The sequence below is a fragment of the Pseudomonas sp. F2 genome (genome assembly GCF_057174385.1).
Window position 1 is genome coordinate 4,345,056 of record NZ_CM169904.1, and the last position, 20,671, is coordinate 4,365,726.

Here is a 20,671-nt window from a genome sequence, read left to right on the forward strand (position 1 = left end):
CCCTGTTTACGGCTGCGACTGCGGTTGCACCGCGGCCGGATCAAGCGGCTGATAAGGTTGCAGAACGGTGTCGCGCTGCTCGCCCAGGACCCAGGCAAAGCCCGAATACATCACCACCAGGCAGACCAATGTGAACAGCACCACCATCCACGCCGGCACGATGCGCACCAGGTTGCGGCGCTGGTCGTTGAGGCCTTCCCAGTGCGGCGACAACTCGCGCGGCACGTCGCCACGCAACTGACGGATCTGCCGGTACAGGGCGTCGCGGATGCCTTCGAGTTCGAGCATGCCGCGTGCTTGTACGCGGTACTTGCCCTCGAAACCGAGGGACAGGCACAGGTACATCAGCTCAAGCATCGGCAGGTGCTTGACCGGGTTCTTCGACAGCCGGTCGAGCAGCTGGAAGAACTTCTCGCCACCGAAGGTCTCGTTGTGGAAGCTGCTGAGCAGACTCATCTGCGACCACTCGCTTTCGTTGCCCCACGGCGTGGTCACCACAGCTTCGTCGACCACCGTGCAGAGCACGTAACGCGCGGCCATCACCTGGCTGCTTTCGGCGCCGTTATGCAACGCGCGCACTTCAAACAGCTTGAGCCCGGCGGTCAGGCGCTCGTTGAGCGCGTAGAGGTCTTCGCGGGTTTCGCTGTGCTTGAGGCGCACCACTTCCGAGAGCAGTTCGGACGACGCCGCCACCAGCGAATTGAGGCTGATGTTGAACGCTTCCGCCGGGCGCAGGCGCGCGGCGTAGATCATCCGTTCTTCCAGTTGCTCGAAGCGCGGCGGCGCGGCGAAGTCGGTCAGCGGACTGGCTGCCGGTCCGTGGCCCTGACGATCGAGCAGGACGGTTTTGTCGTCCTGGTTGTAATCCGTTTCCTTGATCATGTCGGTCAGTTCCTGATGGCCCAGAATTTCAGTTCAAGCTCGGCGAATTCGCCGGACACGTGGAACGCGAAGCCGCCGGAGCGCTCGAGTTGCGCCAGGTCTTCGGAACTGAGTTCGAGGATGAAGTAGGTTTTGTTCGAGTGGAACGCGATCTGCCGCGGGGCCACCGGCAACGGTTTGACCTTGATCCCCGGCAGGTGCAGGTTGACCAGTTGGCGGATACGCTCCACCGGGCCGACCTTGAGGTGCGCCGGCAAGCGATGGCGCAGTTCTTCGGAGTCGCAGTTGGCACTCGCCGCCAGCACGAACGACGCCGAGCCGAGCAGTTTGTGGTCGTGCAACGGCGACACGATGATCCCGTACTGACGCGCCTGCAGGATCAGTTCGATAGCGTGCTGTTCGAGCACCATCGACAGCACCTGACGAATCGCTTCCATCAGTTTGCGGAAGCTCGCGCCCTGATCGGCGTGGGAATAGCGGCTGTCCAGTCGCGGGCGTTTGCTGTCGCTGGAGAAGGTCGCCAGATCGCCGAGCATGGTCAGCAGCGTGCGATACAACTCTTCCGGATGCACCTGCTCCAGACCGAGGTAATGGCGCAGCAGCAGCTCGGTGCGGTTGATCAGTTGCAGCATCATGAAGTCGCCGACTTCCGCGCCACCGACCTTGCCGTTGGAACGGATCCGCTCGGCAATCGTGTCGCCCCGGTGGTTAAGCATGCTGATGACTTCTTTGAGGCACGACAGCAGATAGCTGGACGCGTGAGCCTGAATGTAGGTCGGCACGAAATCCGGGTCGAGGCTGATCACGCCGTCGGGCGTGGTGTCGAGCACGTCGCAGATCTTCAGCTTCACGTAGGCCTGATCGCTCTGCTGCTCGCCGAGCAACAGTTTGAAGTCGGGACGGCCACAGCTGACCTGGCTGGCGGAATCGTCGCCGGCGTTGGAGTCGGCCACTTCGGCGTCGTACGCGGTGTAACGTGCGAGCACGTCGGACTGCTCCGGGCGGCGCGCCTCGATGTGGTTGCCGGTGACCAATGGCAGCGCCAGATAGATCGGCGTGTTGCCGGTGTTCGGCGGCACGTCCAGTGCCAGCGGCTCAGTGTTGCCGCCGAGTTCGAACAGGCTACCGTCCGGCAGAATCCCCGAGGCGGCACTGATCACCAGTTTGCCCATGTTGAGGAACTGCAGGTCGATCTCCAGATTGAGGAAACCCCAGGTGTAGCCACCCAGCAACTGGGTGCGGGTTTTCATCTGGTGATCGTAATAGCGATCGTTGTGCTGGAAGTGCTGCGGCCGCAGCAGCATGCCTTCCTGCCAAATGACTTTATGGGTATTCATCTTCAGTCATCCGCCTTGGCGAGCGCTTCATGGGTATTGCGGATCCCGGCCTGATCGAGGGTCAGATCGGCCTCGGTCAATTCCAGCGGGGTGACCTGCACGGTGTAGCGCCACTTGGTTTCCGGCAGATCGCGGTACGCAGCGAGAACGCCGACGTAGCGGCTGCCCTCCTCCACGCTGAGCTTCATTTCCACGGTTTCACCCGGGCGCAGTTCGAGTTCTTCGCTGGCCACCAGATCCGGGTTGAGGGATTCCTTGGCGCGCTCGTAGAGGCTGAAGAAATCAGCGTTCTCGAAGGTCACCGGGTGCTTGAGTTCGAACAGGCGCACAACGATCGGCGAAGGACGGCCATTGAGGTCCGGGTTGAGCTGATCGCTGCCGGTCAGTTTCAGGTTGATCTTGGTCACTTTCGAGTACGGCGACAGCGACGAGCAACCGGCGAGCAGCACCAGCACGGTGAGCGCAGTCAGCGTCTTGAAAAAAGCGGTCGAGCGGCGAGACATGCGCATCATCCTTGGTGGTCGGTGTGTAGGGTAGAAATCAGGCGGATCTGTTCTTCGTAGGCCTGGGCGAAATCGCGGGCCAGCAGACGCTCGCTCCAGTCATCGTCCTGACGCAGGGCCTGGTGGTAACGGCCGAACGCTCTCCAGCGTCCGCCGGAGGTGGCGATCAACGGCTTGTTGTCGCGTTCGAAACGCAGGGTCAGTTGTTCTGGCGAGAAGTGCTCGAGGGTGCCGCGTACGGCGGCGCGGCTGGCGGTGAGCAAGGCCACCTGATGCGCCTGCAGATCGCGGAACGCGCGGGAAATCGCCTGCTCGGCCGGCAGGTGCCCGGGCTTGTGCGGCTGCAACAGAATCTCCAGCGCTTCGCTCGGATCGACGGCGAACTTCAGCGGGTTCTTGTTGGTGCCTTGCACGGTGGTCTGGGCCAGACGCAGTTCGTTTTTCAGCTCCGAACGGGTGCGCAGGCTCTGCTGCAGTCCGCCGATGCTCTGGCGCAGCAGCCGCGCGGCGTTCAACGCCAGGGCCTCGCGGGCGTCGTGATCGAGGCCTTTGAGATCCACGCCCAGCGCCGCGCCGAAATGCTCCCAGAAACCCTCGCTCTGACGCTCGACAACCTTCGGGGCCGGAGCAGGCTCGGGTTCAACCGGGGCGACCAGCTCGGGCACCATCAGGCTTTCCATGTCGATGCGTGCATAGTCGGCACGCTGACGGGAGTCCTCGGGCTTGGCGGTCGGCGCCAACAGTTCGTCGATTTCCGAATAGACGCGCTCTTGCTGTTCGATCGCGTTCAGCGGATCAAGGTCGAGGAAGGCGTCGTCCGGAATGATGCTGCCGGCGGCACGCGGACGGCCGACTTCACCGTCGAAGGTCGCCGGGTCACGCACCAGCCGTGCACGAATCTCGAAGTCGCCGAGCACGTAGGTGCTGCCGTGCTCGATGCGCACCGGTTCGCCCTTGTGCAGGCGAGCGCCGCTGCCGCCGTCCTGAACCCCGTTGCTGCTGGTGTCGGTGAGGAAAAACGTGCCTTCGCGGTAGCTGACAATCGCGTGGTGATTGGACAGATGACGCTTGCGGTCAGGAATGATCCAGTCGCAGTCCTCGCCCCGCCCGATCACGCCGCCGGCCTGTTTGAAGGTCTTCTGGCACAACTCGGTGGGCACGAACTGCTTGGTGTTCAGCATTTCGAAAACCAATTCCATGTTTGATGCTCCTTGCGGTCACTTGCCGCGATTGACCGCTTGCGGATCACCCAACGGGCGATAGTCGTTGTCGTTGAATTTGTAATTGCCGCTGCAGCCGCCAAGGCCGCATAGAACGACGAGGGTCAGCAGGACAGCGTGCCAGTGACGAACAGACATCAGAGGGTCTCCAGGGGTAGACAAAGCACAAAGCGCCGACCCTTGCGGGCGGCGCTGAAATTAATTCTTTGGGTGGTCTCGAAGGCTCTGCATCGGGGCCTTGAGCCAGACCACCGAGATGCACGCACCTTCTGTGGCAAATGAGCAACCTGTGGCGAGGGGACTTGTCCCCGATGGGCTGCGAAGCAGCCCCAAGACCTGATCACCAGTTCTTGCAGGAGAACCGCGCTTGCTCGATTACGACTGCTGCGCAGCCGATCGGGGATGAATCCCCTCGCCACAGAGAAGCCGTTCAAGACAGGAGTTGTGCACACTGCAAGAGACAGGTTCAGGTCAGCCATCGAAGTCACCCAGGTTGATATTCAACCGCCCGAGGCGGTACAGCAGGGTGCGGCGCGGCAAGCCCAGTTCGCGGGCGGCGAGGGTCTGGTTGCCGTCGTTTTTGCGCAGGCAGTCGAGCAACAACGTGCGTTCGACTTTTTCCAGGCGTTCGCGCAGGTTCAGGCCGCTGTGGTCTTCGGGCATCGGCTCCATGCGCAGGGAAAAATGCTCGGCCAGCAACTCGCCGCCCTCGCACAACAGCACCGCGCGTTCGACCAGTGCCTTGAGTTCGCGCACGTTGCCGGGGAAGGTGTAACCGGACAGGTGTTCCAGCGCCGCGCTCGACCAGCGCACCGGGTCGCGCTGCAAATACGCGCAGGTCTTCTCGGCGAAATGCTGAGCCAGTTCGAGGATGTCGCCTTCGCGCTGACGCAAGGCCGGCAGCTCGATCGGGAACTGCGCGAGACGGTAATACAAGTCCTCGCGGAATTTGCCTTCGCTGACCAGTGTCGACAGATCGCGGTGCGTCGCGGCGATGATGCGCACGTCGATCTTGTGCGTGTCGTTGGAACCCAACGGGCGGATCTCGCCTTCCTGCAACACGCGCAATATCTTCGCTTGCAGCGACAGCGGCATGTCGCCGATCTCATCGAGCAACAGCGTGCCGCCGTTGGCTGCATCGAACAGCCCCGCGCGGTCACGATCAGCGCCGGTGAAGGCGCCTTTGCGATAGCCGAACAGCTCGCTTTCCAGCAGGTTTTCCGGGACGGCCGCGCAGTTCTGCACGATGAACGCCTGAGAGCGACGCGGGCCGCAATCGTGAATCGCCCGGGCCACGACTTCCTTGCCGGTCCCGGTTTCGCCGCGCAACAGCACCGTGTACGGGCTGTGCAGGACTTTGCTGATCAGCGAATGGGTCTGGCGCATGGCGGCGCTTTTGCCGATCAAGCCGTAACCACTGATGCTCGGCACACTGCGCGCCACCGTGGCCGACTCGGCCAGCGGCTGGCGCAGACGCTGCAGCAAGTGCAATTGTCCGAGCACGAACGAGCCGAGCTGACCGAGCGAATCGGCAAAGCCTTGCAGGTCCACACGGCGACGGCTGGCGCACAGCAGCAAGCCTTCGACCGCTTTGTGCTGATTGACCAGCGGCACGCACAGCAGCGATTGCCACGGTGTCGCCGCAGCCGGCAGAAAACTGGTCTCGTGCAGGCTGCCGCTCAGGTCGTCGAGGCAGACCACGCGGTTCTGACACAGGGCAAACTGCAGCAGCTGCTCACCGTTGTAGTCCGCCGGCAGGCTGGTGGCGGCGCGCGGTTGCAGCGCGCCGTCGAGGCACTCGGCGTTCATCCCCAGGCAGGTGTGGGTGGCGTCGAGCAGGTACAGCTGGGTCAATTCGCAACCGCTCAGTTCGGCCAGGCCACGCACGAAGTCACCCAGCAGCGCAGCACCGTCCGCCGCGCGCGACAGGCTGGCGAACTGCGCCAGCAACGCTTCGGCGTAGACCAGTGGTTGCGGCACTTGAGTGAACATCACACCCACCTCAGGCGAACTCGCACGTCACGCTGGCGTTGCCATCGAGCGTGGCATGCACACGCTTGAGGCTTTCACCGGTGGCCATCGCATCGAGCAAGCGGTCGGCCACCAACGGCAGCACGTGCTGATCGAGCAGATGGTCGATCAGACGCGCACCGCTTTCGCTTTGCGTGCAACGCTCGGACAGGTGATCGACGAGGTTCTGGCACCAACTGAAATCCAGCTGACGACGGTTCAGGCGCTCGCCCAGACGACCGAGTTTGATCTCGATCAGCTCGCGCAGCACCGGGCCGCCCACCGGGTAGTACGGCACCACTTTCATTCGCGCCAGCAGCGCCGGTTTGAAGTGTTTGCTCAGCACCGGACGAATGGTTTCTTCCAGCAGCTCGGCGGTCGGGCGGGCGCCGTCTTCGCAGAGGTCGCTGATCTTGTCGCTACCAAGGTTCGAGGTCATCAGAATCAGGGTGTTGCGGAAGTCGATCTCGCGACCTTCGCCGTCATTGGCCACGCCCTTGTCGAAGATTTGGTAGAACAGGTTGAGCACGTCAGGATCGGCCTTTTCGACTTCATCGAGCAGCACCACCGAGTACGGCTTCTGGCGCACCGCTTCGGTGAGCATGCCGCCCTCGCCGTAACCGACGTAGCCCGGTGGCGCACCGATCAGACGCGAGACGGTGTGCTTCTCCTGAAATTCGGACATGTTGATGGTGGTGATGAAACGGTCGCCGCCGTACAGCAGGTCAGCCAGGGCTAGCGCGGTTTCGGTCTTGCCGACGCCGCTCGGGCCGACCAGCAGGAACACGCCGACCGGCGCATCCGGTTTGTTCAGACCGGCGGCAGTGGCGCGCATCGAGCGATCCAGCGCGTGCACGGCTTGTTCCTGACCCCGGATGCGCGTGCGCAGATCGGTAGCGAAGCTGGCGACCTTGGCGTTGTGTTCGCGGGCCAGTTGCGCCAGCGGCACGCCGGTCCAGGCACTGATCACTTCGGCTACCAGACGCGGGCAGACTTCGAAGCTGACCAGACGCTCTTTGACTTGAGCCGCGGTCAGGGCGCTGTGGGTCTGGTGCAGTTCTGCTTCCAGCGCTTCAACGCTCTGGCCTTCCTCGACCTCGGCGGCGATGCTTTCGATCACCGTGCCTTCGGCGTCTTCTTCAACGCTGACAGTCGGCTCGACGGCGGCAGCTTCGCGGGCCTTGGCCAGTTGCTGACGCAGTTCCAGCAGGCGCTCGGCCAGTTGTTTCTGTTCAATCCACAGCGTTTCCAGCGCGACCCTTTCGTTTTCGGCTTCGTCCAGTCGCGCTTCCAGTGCATCCAGCGCTTCGTGGTCGATCAGCAGACCGGCCTCGGCATCGCGACGCAGGGCCTGACGCTGACGACCACCTTCGGCCAGTTCGCCACGCAGGCGCTCGAGGCTTTCCGGGGCAGCGGCAAGGCTGATGCGCACGCGAGCGCAGGCGGTGTCGAGGACGTCGACCGCTTTGTCCGGCAACTGCCGACCGGCCAGATAACGCGCCGACAATTCCGCCGCCGAGACCACCGCGTCATCGCGCAGGTAGATGCCGTGGCTCTTCTCGTAGACCTGCGCCAGACCACGGAGGATGGTCACCGCTTCGCTGACGGTCGGCTCGTGCAACTGCACCGGCTGGAAACGCCGGGCAAGTGCCGGGTCCTTCTCGAAGTATTTCTTGTACTCGGCCCAGGTGGTGGCGGCGATGGTGCGCAGTTCACCACGGGCCAGCGCCGGTTTCAGCAGGTTGGCCGCGTCGGATCCGCCGGCATTACCGCCCGCGCCGATCAGGGTGTGGGCTTCGTCGATGAACAGGATGATCGGTTTTGGCGAGGCTTTGACTTCGTCGATCACGCCTTTGAGACGCCGCTCGAATTCACCTTTGACGCTGGCGCCGGCCTGCAGCAAGCCCATGTCCAGCGACAGCAGCTCGACGCCCTTGAGCACCTGCGGCACTTCACCGGCCGCGATGCGCGAGGCCAGGCCTTCGACGATGGCGGTTTTACCGACCCCGGCCTCACCGACCACGATCGGGTTGTTCTTGCGGCGACGCGCGAGGATGTCGACCATCTGGCGGATCGCGCCATCGCGGCACAGCACCGGGTCGAGTTTGCCGTCGCGGGCCTGTTGGGTCAGGTTGTGGGTGAAGCGCTGCAGCAGCGATTCGCCCTGCGCCGCCGGCTTGCCGCTGGCGGCCGGTTGCTCCTGTTGCGACAGGGCAAATTCCTTCAGGCGATCGATGTTCAGTTTGGCGAGCAACGGCTGGTAACGGCTGCCGGCGTAGCGCATCGGGTTGCGCAGCAGCGCGAGGATCAGCGCGGCGTCTTCCACCGAGGTCTGGCCCAGTTCGAGGTTGGCCACCAGCAGCGCGTCTTGCAGCCACTGCACCAGTTCCGGGGCGAACACCGGGTTGCGCGAGGCGCTGTGTTCAACGCGAGATTGCAGCGCAGCGCTCAGTTCACCGGCATCGACATCGGCATCCTGCAAGGCGCGCGACAGCAAGCCGTTCGGACGTTCCAGCAAACCCAGCAGCAGGTCTTCGACGAGGATCTTGCTGCCGCCACGGGCCACGCAACGTTCGGCCGAACGCTCCAGATCACGACGGGTTTCGGCGTCCAGCGCCTGGATGAGTTGTTGCAGGTCTACGTTGATCATGGCTCACGTCCTTAATGAATTTTGCTGCCCAGGGTGACCACGCCGTCTGCTTTTTCGCAGCCCAGCCAACTGGTCCATCCCAGGCGACAGTCGTTCTTCTCACCAATGCGCAGTTCGCGGATTTCTTCCGGGCGCAGCACCAGGCGAATGTCGTAATCGAGCGGGTCACGCAAGGTGAACCGCACCAGCGCGCACAGCGGCTGGTAACCGAAACCGATCGGCAGGAATTCGTGGAATCGCTCCCAGTCGAGTTCGGTGATGTGAATGCGGAATTTGCCGCTGCGGTCGCGCACCCGCTCGCCCAGCACCAGGTCTTCACCGAGCAGGCTGTTGGCGCGGCCGAGGCGGTTGCGCTGCTCGTCGAGAATTTCCACGCGGCGCTCGATGCACTGCTCGATGACCAGGTCTTCGTGCTTGAAGTAGTAACGCAACACCGCTTCGATCAGCGCCGCGGAGTGCGCGCGCAAGCTGAGCAAGCCGAGGTACGGCAACAGGCGCTTCCAGTTCAGTTCCTTGGCCTTGCGGATCTCGTCGCCACCCAGACCGATCAGCGCAAACAGCTGCGACGAGAACGGGTCGATCGCACCGCTCTGGAAGCTGGCGCGATAGCGGTACTTGCGCCAGATCGGCAGCATCAGCCGTTGCAGGCGATGGTGGAACAGGTCGAGGAAATTGCGCGTCGGGTTGCCGTCCTCGCTGTCGCCCAGCGCTTGCTCGCCGTAGAACGCCGGCAGCGGCGAACCCGAGCCGACCAGCCCGATCAGGTTGAAACGCATGCGTGCGCGCATCTGCCCGTGCTCTTCGAAAAACTCCACGCGATCGACGTCGCTGCGCGGAAAGCCCAGGCTCGGGTTGGCCTGAAACTCCACCTGGTCGTACAGATCGTCTTCGCTCAGGTACGGGTGTGCTTCGCGCAGCCGGTCGATCACCAGCAGCACGGCCTGAAACAGCGAGTACTCGCGTATTACCTTGGTCAGCCCGCTTAAAGCAGGGGCTGCAGGCCCATACGTGGTGTCCATTGGTACACCTCTCCCTGTGTGCTTTTTACCCGCAGCTCGTGGTACGAATTGAGACTGGCGTAAAGCGCGAAAAACTCGTTAAGAACCGAGGCGAAAACGAACAGGTCGCCTTCGCCGATATACCCTTCCGGGTCGATGGTCAGTTCGGTGCGCAGACCGCGCACCGGCAAGCCACGGTGCAGCCGGTCGACGTGGTGGTGCTTGATGTGCTTGAGGCCGCCGAGCAGGCGTTTGCTGACCTTCTCCGCGTGCTGGTCGTAGTAGCGCGGCAGGTCGTAGGTTTCGAGAATCACCTTCAACGCGTTGACGTCGGCCAGCGACAGATAGTTGAGCGACATGTTGCTGATCAGCTTCCACAGGAAGTCACGGTTCAGCGGCGGCGCAAAGCTCGACGTGGCCGGGGTGATGTTGCGGAAACTGAGGAACTCCGGGGTCTCTTCGCAGGCCATGCAGATGTCGCCAAGCTTGAGCTTGCGCGGCAGGTTCTGGTTGGTGCAGATCAGCTCGATCGACAGGGTTTCGTGGGCTTCGGTGTGGCGGATGCCGAAGCTCAGGTAGGTGTCGAGGCCGTCATGCAGCAAGGATGAACGCTGGCGGATGCTGTAATGCGGACGGCTGTTGGGCACGTCGAAACTCGGGTCGTGCTCGAACGACTCGAACGGCACGTACTCCTGATAACCGAGGCCGCCGGGCTTCCAGCCGGTCACGGTTTCCACCGAGAACACGCCGCAGTTTTCCAGATCGTATTCCGCCGGCAGCAGCAGGTATTCATCCTGTTTGCCATCGAGGCGGATCGGCAGCGCATCGTGCGCGAACAGGTTGGCAATCGGCGTGCAGAACAGCTTCACGTTGTCCAGGGTCGGCCGCATGCGCATGATCCCGCTCTTGCGGATATCGAAACGCAATTCCAGGCCGCGCATCTGCTTGAGCGTGTCTTCCGGCAGCGCCTTGAGGATGTCCAGACCGTTGACGTCGACGAACAGGAACTTGTCCTGGAAGGCGAAGTATTCCTGCAGGTAGCGATAGCCACGGAAGGTGTTCAGCGGATACGGGATCAACGCCTCTTCTTCGGCAAAGCCCACTGGCTTGACCCGGTCACCGGGAATCTTGAACGCCATCGGCTTGCCGGCCACACCGTCGATGGGCTTGCCCGCACCGTCGAGCGGGATCAGTTCGATGCCTTCCAGGTTGCGCAGCAGACTCAGGTACAGCATCTGGCTGATGTAGCGTTCGCCAGCAAAGTGCAGGCGCAGTTTGCTCAGTTCCAGCTCACCGAGGTGACCGTCGGCGCTCATTTCCAGACGCAGGCTGAGCAGCGAACCGTCGCCCTTTACCGAATAGTTCAGCGCTGCCAGATCCAGCGGCAGCACCTCGGTCGGGTAGCAGGTGCGGAAGCGGCAACGCACGTCTTCGATCGGTTTGCTTTCGATCGGCGTATCGCGCTCGACCACCAGCGCCGGGCCAGAACGCTTGAGCGGATCGAACTGCAAAATGCTGAACGCCGGCAGCGGGCGCATGTAGTTCGGCCACAGCAGTTGCATCAGCGAATGGCTGAGCTCCGGCAGCTCGTCATCGAGCTTCTGCCGCAGACGCCCGGTTAAGAACGCAAAACCTTCCAGCAACCGCTCCACATCCGGATCCCGCCCGGCCTGGCCCAGGAACGGCGCCAACGCCGGACTACGCTCGGCGAAACGGCGACCGAGTTGGCGCAGTGCGGTGAGTTCGCTTTGGTAGTAGTGGTTAAAGGACACGGGTTACCTGCCTGGTAGTGGAACTCATGGAATAACTGTCCTGCGGATTACGCTCGATGTCCGACCTGGTCATTGGATTACACCTGCAGGCTGACTTGGCTGAATGCGACCTGCGATGTTTCGCAAAGTCCAACGCAACTCGATGACTTGAGTGGTGAGGATCGCCAGCAACGTGACGCAGCCTTGAGCTACGCCGTAAAACAGCGCTCTTAACGGGTTGTCGGGTAGCATCCAGAGCAGGATGAAGCCCACCATCAGAAAAAGGATGGCCAGCTTGGCGACCAGACCTGGAATCAGCGCAACGATCAGGTTGACGCCCAGAAAAATGTAAAACAGTGCGTAAGTCGCAATGCCGATGGCGACACCATGGGAGGTAAACCCGCCGTTAAAAAGCCTGTAAGCATGCACAACCGCGTCATTCAAAAATGCATACGCCACGCATCCGAGAGCGTGGATTAACAGGCATAGGGCGAGACGAACGTAGCTGTTCATACTGCTATCAATTTTCCAGAATCTCGTAGGGTGTATTACTGATGAAAATATTCAGCCAGTTTTCTTCCCATTGCGGCATGGAAATTATAAAAGCCTTATCTTTCTTTTCGAAGGTGATCCAAGTAATTCCAACCTCAGCATCATCTTCGAATGTGCGCATATCCAACGACTGCGTATCATACAACGGGGTTCGATATACCTTCCCTGGCTCTTTCGAGTCGATAACTCTTAGATACGCCATACCGCCAAGCATAAAGATCCTGCCGACACGCACATTCTCAATTGTGTAGCGGCCCGAGGGGCTAGCTGTAGTTGTACTTGCGGGATACCCTAGCATTGAATTTACGCAATAAACGAGCAATGCAATCAACACCAAGAGCAAACTGACAGGCACTAGCCATTTCTTTTTAAGCGTAGTCATTTTTTCGCCACACCCACTTCGACAGCGATTGTACATGAGCAAAAAATGCGCATCATTTATTCCAAACATTAATAACTGTCACGGGAACATTCTGATATTTGATATCAGACAAAACCTGGAAATCACCGCCTTTTTTAAATTCCGTTCGATATTTTACAAAATGAGAATTCGTAATATAGAAATAACGCGAGCTTTCTATTTCCCGAAACATCGCCTGAGAGTCTTCTGCACTGATATAGGGGTTTGAAGCGATGTCTGACTTCATCTGCGCCGCACCGGCATTTGCAGTGGCCGCATAAGCCGGGTTGGCTATACCATCGAAGTTCCAGAACCCCAATGGCTGACTGAAATTGTCATCCGGTGCGTCATTGAAGTCATAGGCGTCCTCAGCGTAAAAACCGATTCGCTCCACAAACAGTTGAATGCTGTCTACGGAAACAACCAACTTTCCCTCTGGAAATACGCGGACGTTAAAGTTTGCCAGCGCAGCTCGCAATTCATCAGTCTTCTCTATTAAACCGAATTTAACTGCTCGATTATTACTGTATCCAAACTCTTCAACCTTCCTGGCGCTAGCAAAATTAAAAGGATAGACACCCGGCGCCGAGCCAAGATACTTATCTTTAATTTTCTTGCTTATATTATTGCGGCCTGCAGGATTATCCCAAGCAGATTTAAGCTTTTCAATGACAGTTTTCGCAGGCTCAAATTTTTCCAACCAAGCCATTTTTACGATGGTGTCATTTACGTAGGCGATGTCAGCAAGAGCAATATGGTCTTTAACCTCTTTACTCATGGCACCATCGGCAGTTGGCCATGGTTTGCCATCAAACCAATGGCGCATCAGCTTCGCAGCAACTGGCCACTTCATCTTATCCATTGCATCAGGTATATCTGTGATTTTGAATTGACGGACAGCTGCAGACTTACCAGTTTGGTTACTGGCCGGCGTCAGACTTGATGCTATTTTCGTATCCGCCATAACAAAATCCTTTTATCCAATTACGACTTCAGATTGCTGTTCAATAATCAACTCATAGGACTCCGCTACAGAGGACGAGATTTTTTGCGTCTTCCCGTCGGCTCCCGTGACGCCACTGATAACTTTCCCCGAGGCTGTTTTGAAACTGTATGCCACTCCCGCCAATGGCTTCCCGGAGTCCTGACAATTGATGACGTAGTGCTCGTTAAACGGCCACTTGATCTCCACCGGCAAAGGCGGCACAAACGGCGCCGGCGAGTGCGAATTACCGATAATCACCGTCCCGGAACCTGCCGTGACCTTGTTGCCATGAGAACCAACCGAACCTACCGTGGCCGCCGGTTTGCCATTGATCAAAACCGTGGTCGCCAGATCGCCGACCAACGCACCACCACACGCCGAGGCATCGCCTTGGCGGGCGGCCGCGAGGCCGTCGAAGAACACGTCGCCGGAACCGGCGGCGATCGGGTTGGTACCGTGGCCAGGAAGTGGGCAAGCGGTGGGGTCGGATACGCGTGCTGCGGGTTTGCCAGACATCGGGAATCTCCTTAGGTGACCTTCACTTGACCGCTGCCATCCAGGCGCGCGGAAAAACTGACCTGACGCTTGAAACCCTCGACTTCCAGCAGGCCTTCGATGCTGAAGGCCAGCCGTAGCTGGTCGTGGTCACGCGGCAGGGAAATGACACGCACGTTGCTCAGGCGCGGCTCGTAGGCTTCGATGAAGTTTTCGATGGCCAGACGGGCCTGACTCAGGGAGTCGTGCAGGCTCAGACGCATGTCATTGAGATCGGGCAACCCGTAGTCGGCCAGCGTTTGCACGCTGCCGGCCCGGGTGCTGAGCATTTTGGCCAGATGGGCAGCCACTGACGCCATGGCACAAGCCTCAAGGCTGTTGCCCTTGCGTAGTTCCGCGTCGCCGTTGAGGCGTTCGAAGAGGCTGCCGTATCCGTCCATGAGTCGCTCTTACTCTTTGTCCAGCTTGCCAACCAGCGACAGGGTGAAATCGGCACCCATGTACTTGAAGTGCGGACGCACGTTCAAGCTGACGCGGTACCAGCCCGGCTCGCCTTCAACGTCGCTGACGATCACTTGCGCAGCGCGCAGCGGACGACGGCCACGCACTTCGGCGCTCGGGTTTTCCTGGTCGGCCACGTACTGGCGGATCCACTTGTTCAGTTCCAGCTCGAGGTCGGTACGCTCTTTCCACGAACCGAGTTGCTCGCGCTGCAGCACTTTCAAGTAGTGAGCCAGGCGGTTGACGATCATCATGTACGGCAGTTGGGTGCCGAGCTTGTAGTTCAGCTCTGCCGCCTTGCCTTCTGCGCTGATGCCGAAGAACTTCGGCTTCTGCACCGAGCTGGCGGAGAAGAACGCCGCGTTGTCGGAACCTTTGCGCATGGTCAGGGAGATAAAGCCTTCCTCGGCCAGTTCGTATTCACGACGGTCGGAGACCAGAACCTCGGTCGGGATCTTGGTTTCGATTTCGCCCATGCTTTCGAAATGGTGCAGCGGCAGGTCTTCAACCGCGCCACCGCTCTGTGGGCCGATGATGTTCGGGCACCAGCGGAACTTGGCGAAGCTGTCGGTCAGCTTGGTGCCGAACGCGAACGCGGTGTTGCCCCACAGGTAGTGCTCGTGGCTGTTGGCAACGGTTTCCTTGTACACGAACGATTTCACCGGGTTTTCTTCCGGATCGTACGGGTTACGCAGCAGGAAACGCGGCACGGTCAGGCCGACGTAACGGGAGTCTTCGGAAGTACGGAAGCTCTGCCATTTGGCGAATTGCGGGCCTTCGAAGTGGTCTTTCAGATCTTTCAGATCCGGAAGGCCGGTGAAGCTTTCCAGACCGAAGAATTTCGGGCCGGCCGCAGCGATGAACGGCGCGTGGGACATGCAGGAAACGCTGGCCACGTACTGCATCAGTTTCACGTCCGGCGAGCTTGGGGACATGAAGTAGTTGGCGATGATCGCGCCCACCGGCTGACCACCGAACTGGCCGTATTCAGCGGTGTAGATGTGCTTGTACAGGCCCGACTGCATGACTTCCGGCGAATCTTCGAAATCGTCCAGCAGGTCTTCTTTGGAGACGTTGAGGATTTCGATCTTGATGTTTTCGCGGAAGTTGGTGCGGTCGACCAGCAACTGCAGGCCACGCCACGACGATTCCAGCGCCTGGAAATCCGGGTGGTGCAGGATTTCGTCCATCTGACGGCTGAGCTTGGCATCGATCTCGGCGATCATGCGGTCAACCATGGCTTTCTTGACCGGCTCACCGTTGTTCTGCGGCTTGAGCAGTTCTTCGATGAACGCCGACACGCCACGCTTGGCGATGTCGTAGGCTTCGTCGTCCGGGGTCAGACGGGTTTCGGCGATGATGCTGTCGAGAATGCTGTACTCGCCGCTTTCGGCGCTCTTCTCTTGTGCTGCGCTAGTGCTCATTGTGTTGGCTTCCTTGGCTGGAGTCTCAGGCGTCCGGGGCTGCGGCGTTCAGGCCCAGCTCACCGAGTACGCGACCGCGGGATTCGTCGTCGGCGAGCACGCCTTCGATCGCTTTACGGAACGCAGGTGCGTTACCCAGCGGGCCTTTGAGGGCCACCAGCGCATCGCGCAGTTCCATCAGTTTTTTCAGCTCAGGCACTTGCTCGACCAGGCTGGCCGGGTTGAAGTCCTTCATCGAATTGACGCGCAATTGCACAGCCAGCTCGTCGGCCTCGCCATCTTCCTGCAGACGGTTCGGCACGCTCAGCGTCAGACCCAGTTCTTGCTTGGCCAACACTTCGTCGAAGGTCATCTTGTCGATGCTGATCGGCTTGCGATCTTCGATTTTGCGATCGTCCTTGCGGTGGGTGTAGTCACCGATTGCCAGCAGCTTCAGCGGCAGTTCAATCTCTTCCTGAGCACCGCCGGTGGCGGGTTTGAAGGTGACGTTGATGCGTTCCTTGGGGGCTACCGAGCCTTCTTTGGCCATGGCTTTTCTCCTTGCGGTTGTGGCCCTGGGGCCTATTCGAGTACCACTTCGAGATCGAGGTGGCACAGCCTGCGATAAATCTCTTCCTTGCGTTCACGCACTGCATGGTTCTGCGGCAACAGCTCGCAGCAACTGTGCAGCAGGTGCAGCACTTCCAATGCAAGATCGGGCTCCCAGGCGTGCAGGCCTGAGTCCTGTAATGTCTGATCGAGGGTTTCGAGCTGGTTCTTGGCCAGTTCGTATTTCTTGGCCATGAAGCACAGCCGCGCGAGGGCGAACTGCCAGAAGAACCGCTCGCGTCCGCCGTGGGCCGTTTGCAGGCCTTGCTTGAGAATCTGCACGGCAGGCTTGAGGCCTTCCTTGCGCAGCAGCGGCAGCACGTCCTGCAGGGCTTTTTCCCAGGCGGGCTGGGTTTCGACGTCGTCGGTTTCGACCTTGCGCGGCGCGCTGGCGCTTTGCAGGTGCGGCATGACATTGCCGGCGATCCACGCCCGGGTGGACGGATCGGCAAACGGCGCACCGTCATGGAAGCGACATTCGATAATGCCGGGCAGGCGCTGAACCAAAAGCGCGAAGTGGATTTCCACTTCGCGCATTGCCATTTCGGCGTTGAGGTTCTGGAGACACTCCCAGACCATCCTCTGGCCGTCGAACCAGAACGGCGCCTTCGCCAGGCTCGCCTCCAGTTCCACCAGCAGGTCGGCGTATTTGCCTTGATCGAAGCGATCCTGGTACTGCTTGAGCTTGTCCACCGGCAGACCGCGCAACACGGTGATCTGCTCGGCGTTGCGCTCGGGCACCGCGTCGATCGGCAGCCACAGCAAGGTACGGTTCAGACGCAGGGCGCGCAGGTCGGTGGCCTTCTGCTTGAGCCACCAGGCACACAACGGACGCGCGCTTTCCTGCTGGGCGCGCAGTGCCTTGTAAGCGTCTTTTTCGTTGTCGATCGGTGCGCCGGGGGTCAGCAGCTGGCTCGCGGCCTGCTTGACCTGCGCCACCGCCGCACCCACCACACCAGGGGCCGGCTGATTGTCGGCGGCACGCTGGATCATGGTTTTCAGGCGACGCGAGAGCGGCAACAGCAGCGGCGCATCGTCGCCCAAATGTTCGGTGCACGCGGCATCGAGACCGGCCAGATGCTCGGACAACTGCCGGAACATCGGCAGTTGCTCCTTGATCGCGATGTTTTCGGTGAGCACCTGCTCCAGGCGCGGCACCAGCCAGCCGATGGCGGCGGCACGGGTGCGCGGTTTGAGCGGATGAACGTCGGCCCAGTGGTTTTGCGACAGATGGTGCAGCAGACCGAGGCCGGCCAGCAGCCCGGGGAAGGATTCGCGCTGGTACAGCGACCAGGTCAGCCAGGCGCCGACACGCAAATCCTTGGATTGGGTACGCAGCAGGTTTTCACTGTTTTCACGGATTTTCAGCCAGTCGATCTGCCCGCTTTCGTGCATCGACGAGGCTTTGGCCAGCTCGCTTTCCAGCGCCTCGAATTCGCTCGAAAAACGAACGTCTTCGCCCGCGAAATTCTCTTTGGAAACAGAGACTTTTGCGAGTTCGAGGTAATGGGCGGAAAGTTTGCTTGAGTAGGACATCCATGGCCTTTATTCAGGATTACAGTCAGGCGCCTGTTGGAGTTACCGCGGCGCGGGACAGTATCGAAGAGCGGTGAAGCGACTCATCCAATTGAGATGTGCTCTTTCAAGTGGGCGCATCGTAATCACTATGATGGCCACTAGCAAGCATCTGATTAAACAACAAGACGAAGTGTTCATTGGGCTGTGTAAGAGATCACCCTATATATGGCAGGGGAATCCCTGATGGCGAATTATATTGTGAACATTCGCCCTGTGCCCTCAAAACCCTTGATCCAGAGCGGCCCGATCCAGCTTGCACAAATCGCATCGAACATCCGGCCCATTACACGGCGGCCAGCATGACAACTCTCGAAAAAAATAGAAGTAGGATTCTTCCGAAAACCCGCCGGATTTTACAAACAATTCACTGGCGACAACGCGCAACAACAAAAGTGCCATCAAATTGATGGCAATTCATTTTTCTGAAACTTTATTCATCTCGTGAATGCTGCACTTCAGTGCCAACTCAATAATTATCGAAGTGCGATCCAACAGTCATTTCCACCCCTTAAGCAACACTTCCACGCCGAAAATACTCTGATAAATGTCAGGGATAATTCTTACATCGTTTTATTTCCCACGTTGCCAGCTTGCCTTGGTAAATTCTTTTCGACCGGCAATGTCAACCAGACCGGCTGACTGTTGAGCCACGGTCCGAAGCCTGCATCTCATTCGGCTCCCGAGCCCGGAGCCGCCAAGGAGCTTTACCTCATGGAATTGAAACCCCTGTTGTTCGCAGCACTGATGTCGCTACCCGTCACTCAAGCCTCCGCAGAGACACCGCCACTGGATGGTCATTACTATCTGACCGGCGCAATGGAAATGGGCGCTGAATTGCTGTTGCGCAAGGACGGCACGTTTGACGCCGGCGTGGCGTATGGCAGCGCAGACGGCTTTGCCAAGGGCACCTGGCGGGTGGAGAACAACACCGTGACGCTGAAGAGCGAGACCAAAGCGGCGTCGAACAGCGATTTGTCTGGCCTGTTTCAGGATCTGCAACTGGCCATCGAACCGAACTGTCTGGCCGTGGATTTCGGCAACGGCAAGGCCTGTTTCCGACGTCAGTAAGCCGATGGGCAGCCACAAAAAATGGGCACCCGACCGCAATCGGTGTGCCCATTTTTATTGCAGTTCTCCCTGCTCGTCAGGGAGTTCGCCGCAATTTAAGGATTGACGCTGTCTTTAAGCGACTTGCCTGGCTTGAATGCCACGGTGTTGCTGGCTTTGATCTTCACCGGCTCACCGGTTTGCGGGTTCTTGCCGGTGCGGGCGCCGCGGTGGCGTTGCAGGAAGGTGCCGAAGCCCACCAGCGTGACGCTGTCCTTGCGGTGCAGAGCGCCGGTGATTTCTTCGAGGACGGCGTTGAGAACGCGGTTGGCCTGTTCTTTGGTCAGATCCGCTTTTTCAGCGATTGCAGCGGCGAGTTCTGGTTTACGCATTAGTGAAGCCCCTTTGACGGTTTTTTGTTGTTATGTCCGTGCTGTTCTCGTTGGAACAGCGCCCAAGGCGCCGCAGGCTCTACTCTGCGGCAGACGGGAGTGAGAATGGCACGCGGATACCGGCGGCGCCAGTCTCCCCGCGACCTTTGTAGGGGCAAAAGCGGGGTGATTCCGACAGAACGACCGGTATTTACGCCAGCAGGGGCGGAAGCTGTTTGTTCAGGGCGAGTTTTTCCATCACTGCCGCGCCGGTCAGCGCGTAACCGAGCAACTGACCCTCGGCGCTGTGGCACAGGGCCTTGATGTCGGCGCCCTGCCCTTCGACGGTCCAGACGCCTTCGCTGCCCCTTGGCGGTGGCGAAACGACCAACGGGCACACCGGGGTTTTCACCGTGATCGGCATCGCGCCGTAGCTCACCGCCGTCGTATTACCCGCCAGGGTTTGTGCCAGCGCACGCGCACAGCTCATGAGGGGCATCACGTACAACAGATTCAGCCCATCGACCTCGGCGCAGTCGCCCAGGGCGTAGATATTGGGGTGGGACGTTTTCAGATACCGGTCGACAACAACGCCGCGGTTGACCTGCACCCCGGCCGCCGCGGCCAGATCAATGCGCGGACGCAGGCCGATGGCCGACACCACCACATCGCAGGCAATCACCTGACCGTCGGACAGATGCGCTTCGAGCCCGTCCGCGACTTTTTGCAGGCGGGTCAGCACCGGGCCAAGGTGAAAACGCGCGCCCAGGCTTTCCAGCCCGGCCTGCACGGCGGCCGCAGCGGCCGGGTGCAGCAGCATCGGCATCACTTGCTCGCACGGCGCCACCAGTTGCACCTCGTAGCCGCCGAGGATCAGGTCGTTTGCGAATTCGCAGCCGATCAGGCCCGCTCCCAGCAGCAACACGCGGCGCTTGCCAGCAGCGGCGGCACGAAAGCGTGCGTAGTCTTCGAGATCGTTGATCGGGAATACCAGTTCGGCGCCATCGCCTTCGATCGGCACCCGCACGGTTTCCGCGCCCCAGGCGAGGATCAGGTCGCGGTAGTACACCGCTTCTTCGCCGATCCACAGGCGCTTGTGGCCGGCGTCGATGCCGCTGATGCGCGTGTGGGTGCGCACTTCGGCCTTCAATTGCTCGGCCATCGCGCCGGGTTCGGCCATGCTCAGGCCATCGGCGTCCTTGTTCTTGCCGAAACCGGTGGAGAGCATCGGTTTGGAGTATGAGCGGCCATCATCTGCAGTAATCAGCAGCAGCGGGGTTTCGCTGTCGAGCTTGCGAAACTCCCGGGCCAGGTTGTAGCCCGCCAGGCCGGTGCCGATGATGACGACAGGTGCGCTCATGCCTTACTCCTTGTTGGTG

General features: G+C 60.2%; 20 protein-coding genes. 1 reads left to right on the forward strand and 19 read right to left on the reverse strand.

Going from position 1 to position 20,671, the window contains the following annotated elements; translation table 11 throughout:
• Positions 1–6: 6 nt before the first annotated feature.
• The 17 genes from icmH to tssA form a co-directional block, all read right to left on the reverse strand.
• A complete protein-coding gene (gene icmH, locus AC193Q_RS19640; RefSeq protein ID WP_003229559.1) occupies positions 7–882 on the reverse strand; it encodes a type IVB secretion system protein IcmH/DotU in 876 nt (291 codons plus the stop codon).
• Positions 883–887: 5 nt separating this feature from the next.
• Positions 888–2,219, reverse strand: coding sequence for a type VI secretion system baseplate subunit TssK (gene tssK / locus AC193Q_RS19645; protein ID WP_007962327.1), 1,332 nt, complete (start codon positions 2,217–2,219; stop codon positions 888–890).
• 2 nt (positions 2,220–2,221) lie between these two features.
• Positions 2,222–2,722 (reverse strand): type VI secretion system lipoprotein TssJ, encoded by a 501-nt coding sequence (gene tssJ, locus AC193Q_RS19650; protein ID WP_007962325.1) that lies wholly within the window; start codon positions 2,720–2,722, stop codon positions 2,222–2,224.
• A 5-nt stretch (positions 2,723–2,727) separates the two neighbouring features.
• Entirely contained in the window at positions 2,728–3,921 is a 1,194-nt protein-coding gene (gene tagH, locus AC193Q_RS19655) for a type VI secretion system-associated FHA domain protein TagH (protein ID WP_247267171.1), read from the reverse strand.
• 18 nt (positions 3,922–3,939) lie between these two features.
• On the reverse strand, positions 3,940–4,080 hold the full coding sequence (locus tag AC193Q_RS19660; RefSeq protein WP_003229566.1) for a hypothetical protein: 141 nt from the start codon (positions 4,078–4,080) through the stop codon (positions 3,940–3,942).
• 333 nt (positions 4,081–4,413) lie between these two features.
• The gene (locus AC193Q_RS19665; protein WP_131670751.1) at positions 4,414–5,934 is read right to left on the reverse strand and encodes a sigma-54 interaction domain-containing protein; all 1,521 of its coding nucleotides are present in this window, start codon (positions 5,932–5,934) and stop codon (positions 4,414–4,416) included.
• Between the two features lie 10 nt (positions 5,935–5,944).
• Positions 5,945–8,602, reverse strand: a complete 2,658-nt coding sequence (gene tssH / locus AC193Q_RS19670; protein WP_483878715.1) for a type VI secretion system ATPase TssH — start codon at positions 8,600–8,602, stop codon at positions 5,945–5,947.
• An 11-nt stretch (positions 8,603–8,613) separates the two neighbouring features.
• On the reverse strand, positions 8,614–9,621 hold the full coding sequence (gene tssG, locus AC193Q_RS19675) for a type VI secretion system baseplate subunit TssG (protein WP_041071592.1): 1,008 nt from the start codon (positions 9,619–9,621) through the stop codon (positions 8,614–8,616).
• Positions 9,585–11,372: a type VI secretion system baseplate subunit TssF gene (tssF, locus tag AC193Q_RS19680; RefSeq protein ID WP_007962320.1), complete on the reverse strand. Its 1,788-nt coding sequence runs from the start codon at positions 11,370–11,372 to the stop codon at positions 9,585–9,587. Before tssF ends, tssG begins: the two co-directional genes overlap by 37 nt.
• A 69-nt stretch (positions 11,373–11,441) precedes the next feature.
• Positions 11,442–11,864 (reverse strand): hypothetical protein, encoded by a 423-nt coding sequence (locus AC193Q_RS19685; RefSeq protein ID WP_239778418.1) that lies wholly within the window; start codon positions 11,862–11,864, stop codon positions 11,442–11,444.
• A 7-nt stretch (positions 11,865–11,871) separates the two neighbouring features.
• Positions 11,872–12,285, reverse strand: coding sequence for a hypothetical protein (locus AC193Q_RS19690; RefSeq protein ID WP_182403050.1), 414 nt, complete (start codon positions 12,283–12,285; stop codon positions 11,872–11,874).
• 52 nt (positions 12,286–12,337) lie between these two features.
• A complete protein-coding gene (locus AC193Q_RS19695) occupies positions 12,338–13,267 on the reverse strand; it encodes a DUF6402 family protein (protein ID WP_182404625.1) in 930 nt (309 codons plus the stop codon).
• Between the two features lie 12 nt (positions 13,268–13,279).
• A complete protein-coding gene (locus AC193Q_RS19700) occupies positions 13,280–13,804 on the reverse strand; it encodes a PAAR domain-containing protein (protein WP_223007035.1) in 525 nt (174 codons plus the stop codon).
• Between the two features lie 11 nt (positions 13,805–13,815).
• Positions 13,816–14,223: a type VI secretion system baseplate subunit TssE gene (gene tssE, locus AC193Q_RS19705; RefSeq protein WP_041071603.1), complete on the reverse strand. Its 408-nt coding sequence runs from the start codon at positions 14,221–14,223 to the stop codon at positions 13,816–13,818.
• Positions 14,224–14,232: 9 nt separating this feature from the next.
• Positions 14,233–15,708, reverse strand: a complete 1,476-nt coding sequence (gene tssC / locus AC193Q_RS19710) for a type VI secretion system contractile sheath large subunit (protein ID WP_003229584.1) — start codon at positions 15,706–15,708, stop codon at positions 14,233–14,235.
• A 25-nt stretch (positions 15,709–15,733) separates the two neighbouring features.
• Positions 15,734–16,237 (reverse strand): type VI secretion system contractile sheath small subunit, encoded by a 504-nt coding sequence (tssB, locus tag AC193Q_RS19715; protein WP_003229587.1) that lies wholly within the window; start codon positions 16,235–16,237, stop codon positions 15,734–15,736.
• A 32-nt stretch (positions 16,238–16,269) separates the two neighbouring features.
• Positions 16,270–17,832, reverse strand: coding sequence for a type VI secretion system protein TssA (tssA, locus tag AC193Q_RS19720; RefSeq protein ID WP_121182772.1), 1,563 nt, complete (start codon positions 17,830–17,832; stop codon positions 16,270–16,272).
• A gap of 753 nt (positions 17,833–18,585) precedes the next feature.
• Here tssA and AC193Q_RS19725 point away from each other — a divergent pair.
• Positions 18,586–18,942 (forward strand): hypothetical protein, encoded by a 357-nt coding sequence (locus AC193Q_RS19725; protein WP_047297309.1) that lies wholly within the window; start codon positions 18,586–18,588, stop codon positions 18,940–18,942.
• Positions 18,943–19,037: 95 nt separating this feature from the next.
• On the opposite strand, the gene AC193Q_RS19730 is transcribed toward AC193Q_RS19725, so the two are convergent.
• Positions 19,038–19,313 carry an HU family DNA-binding protein gene (locus AC193Q_RS19730; RefSeq protein WP_003213368.1) on the reverse strand — a complete coding sequence of 92 codons (276 nt, stop codon included), beginning with the start codon at positions 19,311–19,313 and terminating at the stop codon, positions 19,038–19,040.
• Positions 19,314–19,503: 190 nt separating this feature from the next.
• Positions 19,504–20,652, reverse strand: coding sequence for an FAD-dependent oxidoreductase (locus AC193Q_RS19735; RefSeq protein ID WP_121182774.1), 1,149 nt, complete (start codon positions 20,650–20,652; stop codon positions 19,504–19,506).
• Positions 20,653–20,671 lie beyond the last annotated feature (19 nt).

Bases quoted from the DNA above. Each gene is read 5' to 3' on its own strand.
- icmH (WP_003229559.1), bottom strand. From the start codon at position 882: ATGATCAAGGAAACGGATTACAACCAGGACGACAAAACCGTCCTGCTC.
- tssK (WP_007962327.1), bottom strand. From the start codon at position 2,219: ATGAATACCCATAAAGTCATTTGGCAGGAAGGCATGCTGCTGCGGCCG.
- tssJ (WP_007962325.1), bottom strand. From the start codon at position 2,722: ATGTCTCGCCGCTCGACCGCTTTTTTCAAGACGCTGACTGCGCTCACC.
- tagH (WP_247267171.1), bottom strand. From the start codon at position 3,921: ATGGAATTGGTTTTCGAAATGCTGAACACCAAGCAGTTCGTGCCCACC.
- AC193Q_RS19660 (WP_003229566.1), bottom strand. From the start codon at position 4,080: ATGTCTGTTCGTCACTGGCACGCTGTCCTGCTGACCCTCGTCGTTCTA.
- AC193Q_RS19665 (WP_131670751.1), bottom strand. From the start codon at position 5,934: ATGTTCACTCAAGTGCCGCAACCACTGGTCTACGCCGAAGCGTTGCTG.
- tssH (WP_483878715.1), bottom strand. From the start codon at position 8,602: ATGATCAACGTAGACCTGCAACAACTCATCCAGGCGCTGGACGCCGAA.
- tssG (WP_041071592.1), bottom strand. From the start codon at position 9,621: ATGGACACCACGTATGGGCCTGCAGCCCCTGCTTTAAGCGGGCTGACC.
- AC193Q_RS19685 (WP_239778418.1), bottom strand. From the start codon at position 11,864: ATGAACAGCTACGTTCGTCTCGCCCTATGCCTGTTAATCCACGCTCTC.
- AC193Q_RS19690 (WP_182403050.1), bottom strand. From the start codon at position 12,285: ATGACTACGCTTAAAAAGAAATGGCTAGTGCCTGTCAGTTTGCTCTTG.
- AC193Q_RS19695 (WP_182404625.1), bottom strand. From the start codon at position 13,267: ATGGCGGATACGAAAATAGCATCAAGTCTGACGCCGGCCAGTAACCAA.
- AC193Q_RS19700 (WP_223007035.1), bottom strand. From the start codon at position 13,804: ATGTCTGGCAAACCCGCAGCACGCGTATCCGACCCCACCGCTTGCCCA.
- tssE (WP_041071603.1), bottom strand. From the start codon at position 14,223: ATGGACGGATACGGCAGCCTCTTCGAACGCCTCAACGGCGACGCGGAA.
- tssC (WP_003229584.1), bottom strand. From the start codon at position 15,708: ATGAGCACTAGCGCAGCACAAGAGAAGAGCGCCGAAAGCGGCGAGTAC.
- tssB (WP_003229587.1), bottom strand. From the start codon at position 16,237: ATGGCCAAAGAAGGCTCGGTAGCCCCCAAGGAACGCATCAACGTCACC.
- tssA (WP_121182772.1), bottom strand. From the start codon at position 17,832: ATGTCCTACTCAAGCAAACTTTCCGCCCATTACCTCGAACTCGCAAAA.
- AC193Q_RS19725 (WP_047297309.1), top strand. From the start codon at position 18,586: ATGGAATTGAAACCCCTGTTGTTCGCAGCACTGATGTCGCTACCCGTC.
- AC193Q_RS19730 (WP_003213368.1), bottom strand. From the start codon at position 19,313: ATGCGTAAACCAGAACTCGCCGCTGCAATCGCTGAAAAAGCGGATCTG.
- AC193Q_RS19735 (WP_121182774.1), bottom strand. From the start codon at position 20,652: ATGAGCGCACCTGTCGTCATCATCGGCACCGGCCTGGCGGGCTACAAC.